Annotated in this window: 12 protein-coding genes; 5 read left to right on the top strand and 7 right to left on the bottom strand. The window is 34.7% G+C overall.

All coding sequences use genetic code 11. From position 1 onward, the window contains the following. Together WKH56_RS34100 and WKH56_RS34095 are read left to right on the top strand one after the other, a co-directional pair. A partial coding sequence (locus tag WKH56_RS34100) for an Ig-like domain-containing protein (protein WP_342837740.1) occupies nt 1-4,047 on the top strand: 4,047 nt, incomplete at its 5' end. 152 nt (nt 4,048-4,199) lie between these two features. Continuing rightward, a complete protein-coding gene (locus WKH56_RS34095; protein WP_098112975.1) occupies nt 4,200-4,727 on the top strand; it encodes a P-loop NTPase family protein in 528 nt (175 codons plus the stop codon). A 420-nt stretch (nt 4,728-5,147) separates the two neighbouring features. Here the strand turns inward: WKH56_RS34095 and WKH56_RS34090 are convergent, their stop codons facing one another. From WKH56_RS34090 to WKH56_RS34080, 3 genes are all read right to left on the bottom strand, one after another. Continuing rightward, on the bottom strand, nt 5,148-5,636 hold the full coding sequence (locus WKH56_RS34090) for a spore coat protein (RefSeq protein WP_033580849.1): 489 nt from the start codon (nt 5,634-5,636) through the stop codon (nt 5,148-5,150). A gap of 108 nt (nt 5,637-5,744) precedes the next feature. After that, nucleotides 5,745-6,401: a DUF1796 family putative cysteine peptidase gene (locus tag WKH56_RS34085; protein ID WP_342837736.1), complete on the bottom strand. Its 657-nt coding sequence runs from the start codon at nt 6,399-6,401 to the stop codon at nt 5,745-5,747. A 246-nt stretch (nt 6,402-6,647) separates the two neighbouring features. Beyond that, nucleotides 6,648-7,052 (bottom strand): DUF4183 domain-containing protein, encoded by a 405-nt coding sequence (locus WKH56_RS34080; RefSeq protein ID WP_028412740.1) that lies wholly within the window; start codon nt 7,050-7,052, stop codon nt 6,648-6,650. Between the two features lie 318 nt (nt 7,053-7,370). Between WKH56_RS34080 and WKH56_RS34075 the strand changes: the two genes are divergently transcribed. After that, on the top strand, nt 7,371-7,655 hold the full coding sequence (locus WKH56_RS34075) for a DUF4183 domain-containing protein (RefSeq protein WP_028412741.1): 285 nt from the start codon (nt 7,371-7,373) through the stop codon (nt 7,653-7,655). Between the two features lie 85 nt (nt 7,656-7,740). On the opposite strand, the gene WKH56_RS34070 is transcribed toward WKH56_RS34075, so the two are convergent. Then, nucleotides 7,741-8,328 (bottom strand): DUF4183 domain-containing protein, encoded by a 588-nt coding sequence (locus WKH56_RS34070; protein WP_342837734.1) that lies wholly within the window; start codon nt 8,326-8,328, stop codon nt 7,741-7,743. 598 nt (nt 8,329-8,926) lie between these two features. On the opposite strand from WKH56_RS34070, the gene WKH56_RS34065 reads away from it, so the two are divergent. Both WKH56_RS34065 and WKH56_RS34060 read left to right on the top strand, forming a co-directional pair. Next, nucleotides 8,927-9,403 (top strand): hypothetical protein, encoded by a 477-nt coding sequence (locus tag WKH56_RS34065; RefSeq protein ID WP_033580848.1) that lies wholly within the window; start codon nt 8,927-8,929, stop codon nt 9,401-9,403. Between the two features lie 428 nt (nt 9,404-9,831). Then, nucleotides 9,832-10,344, top strand: coding sequence for an exosporium protein D (locus WKH56_RS34060; protein ID WP_226556544.1), 513 nt, complete (start codon nt 9,832-9,834; stop codon nt 10,342-10,344). 200 nt (nt 10,345-10,544) lie between these two features. On the opposite strand, the gene WKH56_RS34055 is transcribed toward WKH56_RS34060, so the two are convergent. The 3 genes from WKH56_RS34055 to WKH56_RS34045 form a co-directional block, all read right to left on the bottom strand. Beyond that, on the bottom strand, nt 10,545-10,988 hold the full coding sequence (locus tag WKH56_RS34055; protein WP_342837733.1) for a hypothetical protein: 444 nt from the start codon (nt 10,986-10,988) through the stop codon (nt 10,545-10,547). Nucleotides 10,989-11,128: 140 nt separating this feature from the next. Then, the gene (locus WKH56_RS34050; protein ID WP_226556546.1) at nt 11,129-12,184 is read right to left on the bottom strand and encodes an ecdysteroid 22-kinase family protein; all 1,056 of its coding nucleotides are present in this window, start codon (nt 12,182-12,184) and stop codon (nt 11,129-11,131) included. 6 nt (nt 12,185-12,190) lie between these two features. Continuing rightward, a complete protein-coding gene (locus WKH56_RS34045; protein WP_342837731.1) occupies nt 12,191-13,366 on the bottom strand; it encodes a carboxylate--amine ligase in 1,176 nt (391 codons plus the stop codon).

The raw sequence follows: 13,366 nt of genomic DNA, 5'->3' as shown, positions 1-13,366 counted from the left end.
AATCCAGACGGAACCTACACGTATACGCCAAATGAAAATTACAACGGGGTAGATAGCTTTAGTGTCGTAGTAAGCGACGGCCAAGGAGGAACAGCCATTTCCACCATCACGATTACGATTCTTCCAGTAAATGATCCACCAGTAGGTCCAGATGTTATTACGGTTACTACTTTTGAAGAAAGTCCTGTTACAGGCCAAATCGTAGCAACTGATCCTGAAGGAGATCCCCTGACGTACACCTTACAAGATTTACCGACTAATGGAACAGCAGTAATCAATCAAGAAGGGTTATTCACTTATGTACCAAACGAGAATTTTGCTGGAAATGATACGTTTACTGTACGTATAGCCGATCCAACTGGACAGTTTATTATTACGAATGTATTTGTTATTGTTATACCAGTTGAACAGCCACCCATTGTACCTAATTATTCGATTACTGCTCTTGAAAATCAATCTGTAACTGGCCAGGTAGTAGGAAGTGATCCCAATGGAGATCTGCTCACTTATCGCTTAGGAACTTCTCCAGTGAATGGAAGCACCACAGTAAATATAGATGGCAGTTTTATATATTCACCTAATTCTAATTATGTAGGTCCAGATTTATTTACGGTTATCGTAGAAGATTCAACAGGTCTTACAGCAGTGTCTATTGTAAATGTTACAGTTATTGACGTGAACAATTCGCCAATTACGAGTGATGTTATCCTTCAGACTATAGAAAATGTAGCAATTAGTGGGCAAGTTTTTGCCACAGATCCAGACGATAATTTACTCACTTTTAGTTTATCGGGTACCCCTTTTAATGGAACAGCTGTGGTAAATCCAGATGGCACCTTTTTGTATACCCCAAACCCTAATTTTATTGGTTTGGATTCTTTCACAGTGGAGGTAAGGGATAGTCGTGGAGCTAGTGCACAATCTCTTGTAACTGTCAGTGTAATTCGAGTGAACCAACCACCGATTGTCGTAGATTTATCACTATCAACTGTACAGGGTCAGTTTGTAACAGGGCAAGTTCCTGCCTTTGACCCTGAAGGAGATCCACTAGTATATGGTCTAAATTTAGCACCACTTAATGGTACTGCCATTATTAATTCAGATGGAACATTTACGTACACGCCGAACCCAAGTTTTGTAGGAACAGATTCATTCTCTGTTTTTGCCAGAGATCCTCTTGGAAACCAGGGGTTTGGAACTATTACTGTAGAAGTTCAGTCTCAAGATTTACCGATTAGCGCTGAAGGGCTAACTTTAACTACTTTAGCAAATCAACCTGTAAGTGGGTCTATTGCTACTGTGAATCCAGCAGGCTCTCCATTAAGTTATGCTGTAGCCATTCCGCCATCAAATGGAACTGTTGTATTAAATCAAGATGGAACTTTAGTTTATACGCCAAATCCTGGATTCACAGGAGAAGATATCTTTGATATCGTTGTTATAGATTCAGCTGGAAATCAAAGTATTGCTAATGCTGTTGTGACAGTAGTAGTAGGAGACAGAATTTCAGTGGTAAATACTGAAATAACGACTTTATTCAATACGCCAGTTTCTGGGCAAGTAAGTGCTACAAATTTGAGTGGAAACCAATTGTTTTATACGCTTACGTCTAATCCAAATAGTGGATCTGTCATAGTTAACCCAGATGGGACATTTATCTATACGCCAAATCCTGGATTCTTTGGAACAGATCAATTTCAAGTACTTGTAAGCGATGTTCTTGGCAATACAGCTGTTGCAACTATTTCTGTTGTCACTCAGGGACCGATAGAACAGGCGCCAATTGTAGCTAATCAAGCACTATCAACAACCGAACAGCAGCCTGTAACAGGAAGTATTGCAGCTATTGACCCACAAGGAGAAGCATTAACTTATACCTTACTTGGCGGACCAGTGAATGGAATTTTAATACTAAACCCAGACGGCACTTTTACGTATACACCAAATCCAGGATTCATCGGAACGGATTCTTTTACAGTGTCTGTTCAAAACGAAACGGGTTTAAATGCAGCTACTACGGTTCAAATAACTGTTACACAATTGGCTAATCAAATTGTAGCCAGTAATACCATTGTTCGAACAGTAGAAGGGCAGAGTGTAAATGGTGAACTTTCAGTTCGAGATCAGCTAAATAGGCCACTAACCTACACCCTTAACAATCTCCCTGCTTATGGAACGGTTATTTTAAATCCAGATGGAACGTTTGTTTATACACCGACTATTGGTGTGAGTGGAACAGATCAATTTGACGTTCTGGTTCAAAATGACCAAGGAGATCAAGCAATTGCTTCAGTTTCAATTATAATTGATCCGGTTCAAAGTACTATTACACCACAAGACGTCACAGTACAGACTCAGCAAGGTGTAACTGTCTCAGGGACAATATCGGCTACTGATACTCTTGGGAGACCAATTAGATTTTCTTTAAATGCATCTCCATCCAATGGAACAGCTGTGGTAAATGCAGATGGAACGTTTAGCTATACACCAAGTCCAGCATTTTTTGGAGTAGATAGTTTTACTGTATTAATTCAAAATGACAGAGGCGACTCTGCAATTGGTATTGTGCGGATAGTTGTTCAAGAACAACAAGATAGCATTGTTGTTACCCCTCTTACGCTTCAAGGAGTAACGAATCAACCTGTTACCGGTCAAGTTACGGCAGTTGATGCACTAGGTAATCCATTAACCTATCAAATTCAGAGTTTACCTGCAAACGGAACAGTGAATTTTAATCCGGATGGTTCATTTATATACACGCCAAACCTCGGATTTACTGGTATAGATTCTTTCACAGTAATTGTTACAAATAATCTTGGTCAGTCAGCAACAACTAGTGTTACTGTTTTGATTCAGGGAGTTAATGATCCAATTACAGTTGAAGATCAGCTTTTAACTACACCAACTGGTCAAATTATTGAAAGCCAAATCATCGCAACAGATGCACTTGGAAGACCTCTTAGCTTTGCTGTGGCTACCCCACCAACAAATGGAGTACTTGTACTACGATCAGATGGAACGTTTAGTTATACACCAAATTTAGGATTTATTGGTCAGGATCAATTTGTGGTATCTGTAAGAAACAGTGACGGACAACAAGCGTTTTCAATTGTTACTGTTAATTCTACCGCAAGCAATAATATAATTACTCCAGGAAATAATACCTTTGCTACTTTGCAGGGTGTTCAAGTAGTTGGTAATATTCAGGTAACAAATTTGCTGGCACGTCCATTAAATTATACACTAGCAACAGCGCCTTTAAGTGGTAGCGTAACCGTTGATTCCAATGGAAGGTTTGTCTATCAGCCTGCGCCTAATTTTGTAGGAACGGATACCTTTACTGTATTAGTACGAGATGATCTAGGAACAGAATTACTGGTAGTGGTAACAGTTGTAGTAGGCAGAGACCCTCAGCCTCCTAATGTGGTAGGGCAAGTAATAAAGTTATTTGTTAATACTCTTACTACTGGTCAGCTCATTGCTATTGATCCAAATTCTTTACCACTAATTTATCAAGCCATAACAGGTGCTCAAAATGGTCAGTTTAGAATTAATCAGAATACAGGCCAGTTCATTTATGTTCCTAATGTTAATTTTGTGGGGACCGATAGGGTGATTATAAGGGTCACTAATTCGGATGGAGCTTCAAGTGAAGCAGCACTTACTTTCATCGTGGAAAGAAGAGTATCGCCAGCACCGACACCAGTTCCTGGTGAATCTAAAAATAAAAAGAAATCGTTGCGAGATCCGCGCAAAAATAAATCAAAAGGTAAATGTCCTATAAAGGTATCTGATCAATGCATAAAAGGAACCATTAACAAGAAAATATGTGGTGAAATTGATGCTTGTACAGTCAAAAACCTACCTCTTAAATATCAAATCTTCAAGGGGACGAAAAACGGTAAATTTAAACTTAACACGGAGACAGGTGAGTTCATTTACATTCCTAACGTAAACTTTGCAGGAGATGATTCAGCTATTGTACAGATAGTAAGTATAGAAGGGGTATCGGTTCAAGTTACTATTAAATTTGTTATAAGGAAATAAGTAGCAGCTAAAAAGCTATCCAACAAGTTATTTGTTGGATAGCTTTTTCAATTAAGGTTTATGATGTTTTGTACGTAGCGAGCATAATTAAATGTATAAAAATGGTAATAAACAGCTTGATTTAATTTTATATATGAATTGAGGTGATATTTATGTGTAAAATTGTTATATTTGGTAATTGTTGTTCTGGTAAAACTACACTAGCTACACAGTTAGGTGAGAATTTGCATATACCTATCCATCATTTAGATTTGTGGTTCAGAGAACCTAAAATGAGAAGAATATCGCAAATTAGGCAACGAAAGAGATATTTTAAAAAGAAGTTGGAAAAGGTGTTAAATACAGCGAGTTGGATTGTTGAGGGATGGGGATATGTAGATACTTATGATGTACGTTTTAGTAAAGCCGATATTATTATTTTTTTAGATGTTGTCCCCCAAGAATCTAAAGAACGATTTTTAATACGAGAACAGAATCAACAGATGCATATAAAAATAACTGAAAAACTGATTAAACAAAGCTTTTACAAAATAGATAGATTTCATGAAGAAAACCGACCTATTATATTGGATCTTTTTCAGAAGTATGAAGGAGAACCAGGTAAAAGCTTATTTCCTATTGCGAGAAAATACAATTTAGAACAATTACTTGCTACATTAAGAAATGGGAAATACGGATAGAAAAAACGTTTACCTATAGGTAATTTATAAGTTACTGAATTACTCCATTTCTTCCTTCAAGCGTTACTTATTTGTTCCTAGATATGGAATGTGTGTTAACACGCTTCTTTTTTATGAGTATTACATATGTATTTATGATGACTGAAAAACTCTTTTATAGTTATGAAAAATCGTTTAAATAGAGGTTATAAAAAGTGTTTTGCGTTTTGTTGTAACATAGGCATTCTATAAATGCAGTGGCTTTAGATAACTTTCTCTGTAATAAAATAGTGTACAGGCTGTAGTAGCAAAGAATTTTCAATAGCTTGTACACTGTTAGTTAATTTATGAGGATATATTGAAGATACTACTTGTCATAACTCTGTTCGCATAGTATTTTCAACAATTCTATTAACAGGTTATTAAAGGTTCAATGGTTTTCTAAGGAGTTAGTAATAAGGTCAACGCTTGTAAAAAATTTTGTATAAAAACAGCTGTATCGTTATTGGATGTTGTTACATTGACACCTTTACTGTTTTTAACGATAACTCTTTGTCTATTTAATTGAAGTGACCTTGCGGTCTGAGAAACTTCTTGTAAAAACAGCCTTATTGAATTGGCATCGAGACCTATTGAAAGTAAGAAAATGGTTAATATTTGTATGAAGCTTTGAAGAAATATGGTTGTCTGTGTATCTGTTGCAGTAATAGTAACATCACAGGAGTTTTTCACAAGAATGATTGAATCAGAAACTTGATCACTGAGGATCTCTTGTCTTGTATCAGTTTCAATAAGTGCATTATTATATCTATTGGAACAAAAATAATTTTTCTCTGCACATCTTGTTTTTTTACAATTTTTTTCTTTTTTTCTTGAAGGTTTGGAATTTAGACAACTACAGTAGCACTTTCTTTTTTTAGAACAACTCAAAGTGTAACCTCCTTTATATGTTTCTATTATATTAATATGAAAATTAAGGAGGTTTGCTTGTATACTTGTCCCTTTTCTTTTATATATTATAGGAAAAAAGAGTAACGTTTAATTTAATAGTGTTATTCCGCTTAATAAATCATTCCAAACAGAAGTATTGGTGCAATTATCTCGCGAAACTTGAACCCAACAAATTTTGTCTTCAGGTGTTCCAAAATTCATGTCTTTTACTCCAGGTAATTCTTCGTCAACAGTCTCAACTAACAGAAGGTTAAAGTTACCGTTAGTCATGTCTGTTAAAATTGATTTTAAGTTAATTACGTCTTCGTAGCTTGTGGGCATCCATTCATATCTTATAAATAACGTACGTTGACTTTGTGCAATTTGATTAAGAAATGTTTGAATACGATGATCTAATCTTATTTTATAAGGTGGGTATTGGACAGACCAGTCTTGGTTAGGAACCATAGGAAAGTCGTGAACAGAGTCAATGTTATATTTAATATCTGTAACATAATGAGCTCTTATTGATTCAGAAGTACCGGATTTAAAAATAGGATATCCATTATCATCTACATAATTAGCTAGTATGTCTTTTTCAATTATGTTTTCTACTTCCATAAAACCTTGAAATTTGTTTCTTAATAATATATTTACGTCAGGGAGAAAAGGAGATTGCATCCAATCAAGAGGAAACGAATGCCTTCTCAAACCGTGACGTTCGGAATAAAGCGCTGGGCCACACCAGCTTCCTAAGCCAGCCACCAAATTATAAGAGCCTTTTATATCTTGTAAGTTTATATCAATCACTCCTTTATTTTCTTACACTATAGTATATAGAATAGGGTTTTCAGTTGATTGGACAATGAAAGGCATATTTAAAAAGAATCTTTTTTACGAGTCTATATAAAGAGCAATTAGTTATATTGGAAATTCAAATGTTACACTCCAATATAAAATAAAAAACATGACAATATTAAAGGTTTGTCATGTTTTTTATTTTATATAGGATTACGTATTAATTACGGTAGTGACAGATAACGTACTAGTTGGAGTTGAGGTAGAAGTTGCAGAGTGAGTAACAAATTCTACAATTACAGGTGCTCCAACAGTTACAGTATCATCAATATTTAAAGCTGTAGTAGATAAAGTGTAGACATTAGTAGGTTGCATGACTCCATTGATATATATATTAGCGTAAGAATTAGCTGTTACATCAGGCAAAGCTGTGATTGTTGCTCCTACATCATCAATAAAGCTTCCAGCAGGTATCGATGTGACTCCTCCTGCAACCATTGGGGCCGTTACAAATGTTGTAAATCTTGCTGGGGTAGGAGCCACACTCGTTGCTGTTGCTACTGTAATATCTCCAGCAATTGTACTAGTGGCTGTAAAAACAGGTTTAATAATAGGCATATGTCTTATTCTCCTTTCGAAGCATGGGATGTAGAAAGAATGTTAATATCCCCTCTATCTATTAATAGTCAGATTTCTATTATTTGCCACGGTCAATAGTCTATAGAGGTAGTCCAAATTTTTAAATGGTGAAGAATCTTTTTTACCATTTAGGTCTTTTGCCGTTTCTAAATTAAAGTAGAAGAATAATAAATAGAGAATTAGCGTTGTTTTATATTTCCTTTAATGATTTCAAAGTGTATTCGTAAAGAAGCATTTTAAAATTTTTAAAAAAGAAGAGCGATAAATAATTCAATAATTAAGAAGGGAGGATCATAAATGCCAATCGTTAAGCCCTTTATGAATTCTTTAAGGTTTAGTAGCACTGCAGGAGCAGGAACAGGTACTGGCGCTACCTATAGTATTCTTGCTACAGCTTTTACTACTGATGGAGGAACAGCTGCTACAGTTTTTCCAACTGCTCCTGCTTATTATAATCTTTATATTAACGGGCAAATTCAAACAGGTGATACTTCAACAGTTACTAATAGTTTTATTACCATTCCTGATGGAGACACCCTTGCATCTGCTACCCCTATTGTGGTTGAGTTTGTTGTAAACTAACTAATGTATTCTATTTTTTAGCTGATTTCCCAACTGGGGAAGTCAGTTCTTTTTTTTATGACTATCTTAGAATTTATAAACTTTTTTATAATTCCTTATTAATTAACACAAATTGGATAATAATAGGAACCCCTTTTGAAGGTACTTCTTCTGTGAGTAAAGTTAAGCTTCCTTTTTGAATTTGATAATTAATATGAGGCTGTAGAATACCATTAATAAATAAATTGATATAAGAAGCTTCTTCAGGTGCCAATATTTCAGTGGTTCCATATTGAGCTATCCCATCATTATTGGTATATAGGCGTTTTTGACCATCTGAAAAAGTAAAATATAATAAATTAGTGGAGGGAATTAAATCTGAGAGTGGAGGCCCCTGAGGCCCCTGAGGCCCCTGAGGCCCCTGAGGTCCCTGAGGTCCCTGAGGCCCCTGAGGTCCCTGAGGCCCTTGAGGTCCCTGAGGCCCTTGAGATCCCTGAGGCCCTTGAGATCCCTGAGGCCCTTGAGGCCCCTGAGGCCCTCTGTACTTTTGATTACAGAGGTTATGGATGGAACAAAATACCAATATAGATTGTGAATTGGAAACATATACAGAATGGGGTGATCTGTAACAATGAGCTTTTCGTTTCTTTTTTTTGTAAGAGATCTTTTTACAGAGAACGTATCTACGTATCAAGTGTCAATACCTCCTTTTATTGCAATTTCATCTACCTTAAATCAGTGAAGGGGAGAGTAGACATACAAGAAGGATAAAAGAAGAAAGGTAACCTTGAGGTTCTTTATACATTAGAGTAGTTGATTATAACTTGACCTTTTATAGCTGTTATAAGGAAAAGATGAAAAAATATTACTCTAGCGACTTTTGTCCAACATATACATTCACACGTGCCTTCTTTATCTGAAATGATTATATATAGGTTTGTTAACAAATATTAAAATAACTGTAAGTTTTTCAGTTGTTTCTTCAAATAGAACTTCCAATACTTATGGTATTCATTTACTTGGTAAATGAGCGCCTAATGATAGTATAAGTGATATAGAATCTATAACCTAAGAGTGAATCCTACTGATAACTAGCATCATCCGGGCTCATTGTTTAGGAGCATTATCGATACAATTTTCACCTCTTCATCCACCAAGTTTATTAAGTAAATAGGTTTCACTCTAAAACGCTTTAACTACATAGCGTATACAGGATGTAGTTAAGGCGTTAGCAGGAACAATAAAGAATTGTATTGAATGTATATACAAATTGTATAAATGAGGTGATAAGGTTGGGGAAATTGGATAAGTACGCTCGGCAATCAAAAGCAAAAGAACCAAGTAAGGTTCTGCCCATTCGGTTACCTGAAAGTATATATGAGCAATTTCGACAACGTTGTGAAGAGTTAGGGTTATCTATGTCTGAAGCTGGATATTTGCTCATTAAAGAAGAATTAGAAGATGGTCTATACAACGCCAGTACAAATGAAGTTGCTGCAACTACACAGCGAATACAAAATCGTATACATCGTGAAAACACTTCGTATACAAAGGAAAATACAGATAAATCTCCTTTTTTTTCTACTAGGTGGACGTCAATTAATTATGAAGTTGAAAACGAATTACCTTGTCCTCTATGTCACCAATGGTATAGCAAAGCGAATTTTTCTCGCCATGCCAAAAACCATAGTGCCACTACTAAAGAGCTTTTAGAAAACAATGAAGATATAGTTTACAAAATGATCAATGAACGTAAACTAACTCTGTAAACAGTTTATTATATGTATTTGTATAGGTGTGGAGATTCACCTTTTGATTCCAGAAAGAAACCTGAGAGGGAACAAAAGGTGAATGCTCTAATTGTTAAAGTAATCATGCATGAATGCATTTTCTATTCACCAAATGGTGAGGTGGTGAAATTCTGCAATTAAAGCATTGTATTGTACTTGAATTTTACATCTTTGTTTACGCCTTAAACTTCACTACTACTGTTTCTATTAGCTTATAAAACAACCAATCTCTGCGAAATTTCTACTCTAATTACCTTATCTCTACATACAAATAATTCCTTTAACGTGTTGTTAACCTGAAATTAGATAGTCTAATAATCACTTTTTTTATGAAAATGACTATTATTGGACAAGCACACAAACATTTTATAAACAAATGAATAAAATAGTATATAAATAAAAAAGGAGTGATTATTATAAAAAGCTATCGTCACCATAATAAAAACGATGAAGTATATTATGTAGAAGCAGCTTACCCATCTAAGGGTTCATATAATAAGAAAAAAGAGAATGAAAAATTCTTTATTGAAAATCATACAATTGAGGGTTCTGGAACCAATTTAACAGGAAATATCCCATTAACTATTGCAGTTCCTGCTAATGCTATAGATGTAACTGTTTTTGAAGACTTTACTAGAAACCATAACAAAACGCTTCTTCAGTTATCAGCTGCAGCTACTGGTGTTGGTGTAGCTACTGGTCTTACGGTATCAATTTTTGTTAGAGGATCTAGGCTACCGATCTCAGCGACTATACCTGCAGGTTCTACAAGAGCTTTTCAAGTTGAAAACTTTGAAAAATTAACTGTTTCGAATCCTTCTGCTACTACGGCTGGAACTTTAAATGTCTTTATACAGAAAACATTTTGTATTGGTTGTAACAGTCAAAATAAAAAATCCAATAAAGGCTGTTGCTTCTAAAATAATAAAAAACCACCATGTACAATTTACTTTGTGCATGGTGGTTTTTTTATTACTAGAAAATTTTAAGTATCTTGATTACTGCAGCTATATTTTAGACATTCTGTCTGTGAAAAAGAAAAGGGCTATTAACCCGAGAGTCAATAGTCCTTTCTTGATACTTATTTAGTTACAAGTAATTAGAGTTAGAATCAAATAGCTTAATTGTAGTAACTTTTACTGCATCTACATTTATTTTTAGCATAGTCTTTCTCGTAAAAGACAACTTTATCTCTGCCATAATCTTTTTCATGTTTATCTTTGCATTTATCTCTGCCATAATCTTTTTCATGTTTATCTTTGCATTTATCTCTGCCATGATCTTTTTCATGTTTATCTTTGCATTTATCTCTGCCATGATCTTTTTCATGTTTATCTTTGTATTTATCTTTGCCGTAGTCTTTTTCATGTTTATCTCTGCATTTATCTTTGCCGTAGTCTTTTTCGTGTTTGTCTTTGCATTTATCTTTGCCGTAGTCTTTTTCGTGTTTGTCTTTGCATTTATCTTTGCCATAGTCTTTTTCTTCTTTATTTTTACGCATGTCATACATCGCTTTCAAGCAGTGCTTACTTTCTTCATTAGAATCATAATAAAATTTAGTCAAATAAATTCCCTGCCTTTATTTAAAATTGGTGTTTCTATATATTGTATTTTTGAAAAGGGAAATTGCTTGTACATTAAGGTAAAAATAGCTTTTAGACTATTGTTAAATCGATAGTCTAAAAGCTATTTTCCAAAATCTATTTATTCGTATATTCCTAGTTCCCTGCCCCATGTTGAAATTTTTTCAAGGTGATAACTTAAGAGCTCACCTTCACGATTATCAGCAATCCTTCTCAACTGAGTATGAAGACCTCTTTCTAAGGTGCGCTGGAGGTAGGCCATTTTATAAAGAGTCATAGGGTTTGTTTTAAACGTAATTCCGTATTTTTTCATTTCTTCCACGTACAGACGTACACATTTAGTACGTATTGTTTCTGCATTGGCTTGCCAATCTTTTCTGAAGCCTAGCAGTAGTTCTACTAATACAACCATGTCAAACCATACTGGAGCGTATTTTGCTGATTCCCAATCGATGAATTGAATAGGCCATGGTGTATGACCAGTAACATTTTTGCTACATATATTTTGCATATGCAGATCCCCATGGGTGATAGCTAATCCATTTTTAATTAATTCAGGGAAGAAATCTGGTCCTTTATTGTATAGCTTAATTAATGATAGATAATAAGGTTTTACAATATGATTAACCCGAGCATCTTTTATTGATGCGTGCAACAGATCAACTGTTTCATTCATAGATTTGGCCCTAGTCTTTTTTGTAGAAGTATAAACAGGGAGCCAATTTTTCCAAACGTTTTCCTTCTTTTTGAACCTGTTTTCAAAAGTTTGAGCATGAAGTTTAGCTATACTTGGGATAATATATTGAAAGTGAGACGGAGAGAAGGTCAATTGTCCACGTATTTGACTAACGAATTCCATAAAGATCCAAGTTTCATTTTTTACTGTTTCTACAAGATAAATACGAGGCAAAAACTCCTTTAAAATTGGGTAAGATTTTTTATAAATATTGATTTCTACTTCATTTTTATAGGCTGTTGAATTGTAGACCTTAAAGATAATTGGATAATAACCATTTTTTCTTTGAAGCAGTAATTTATATATACTACTTCGTTTTGTGGATTTTAAACACTTAATTTCTGAAGGGATAATTGTAATTTTCTCACCCATCGAATAAGAAAGTTTTTCTGCTATTTTTAAATCTGTAATCCGATAATAGAGTGCCTTAGGATCATACAATAGTAGTCATTCCTTTCGCTTACGTTTCCACGTATTAACTAAATGAGACCATGCGCTTCTAAAAAATGGCATTGGATCATTCCATGCAAATAAAGCAAACTCTTTTTGACCTTGCAGCCCCAGATAAAAATCTTTGAATGTCATTTCGGAAGTTTTTTTCTTTTGAAGGAAAGTAAGGTAATACCTTATAAGGTAAATCCATTTAATACCGTCTATTTGATTCAATCTAGGCTCTGGGTTTTGGTTAGTGAGGTATAAATAATAGGTGTAGGCAAAGTCAATACCTGAGGGGCCTGTGAGACTATGGGTAAGCCAAAAGCGAGGGTTTATTTCAATGAATTTATAAATTCCATCTCTTGGATCCTTTTTGAATTCAGCCATACCTATGCCTTTGAGCTTTATTTCTTCAAAAAATGGAAGACATATATCGATAAGTTTAGGAACTCTTTTGCTGACAATATGAGCACCTGTTCCAAATTCTGCAGGAAACTGATGGTTTTTTTGTAAGGAGAATAATGCAAGTAGTTCCATATTTTCAGTATAGAGAGTAGCTACTTTATAAAAGCATTGATTGTCTCCAGGAATTAGTTCTTGAATAACTAATTGTCCGCATTCTCTATAAAAACAATAATCATTCCTTAACTGCTCTGGAGTATCAAATACAATTGCTTTTTTGTTGATTTTCTTTCTGAACTCGTGGCCGAGAACAGGTTTTAAAATACATGGGAATTCAACATTTAAGATAGCCTCTTCAAGTTCCTCTTTACTATCTATTACATATGTTTTTGGACATGGAATATTATGCTTGACAGCGAGCTCGTAAGTTTTATTTTTATCAAGCACTTGCTCAACTAAATTATCATCAGGTAATAAAAACAAGAAGTAATTTAGCAATTCGTCTCGGTTTTTGGAAATGAATTGTACGTAGTCATCTGCTCCTGTATATAAAACAGGTTTTGAACCGATTTTTTTAGACAGGGTAATCAAGAAGTTTAATAGTTTCTTTTCCTCAGTTAAAGGACTAGGACATATACCGCAAGTAGCAAGGCGTGATTTTCCTATTTTATACGCTTTTTTCGTGTCAAAAGCATAAACTTTTATGCCTTTTGTTGCTAAACTTTTAATAATGCCAACTCCGTTAGCACTTAGGTCAAGGATAACTGCAGAATGTTCATGGTTCAT

The organism is Priestia sp. SB1, assembly GCF_038898415.1.
Note: the sequence above shows the minus strand (reverse complement) of the source record. Positions and strands in the feature narration are given on the sequence as shown.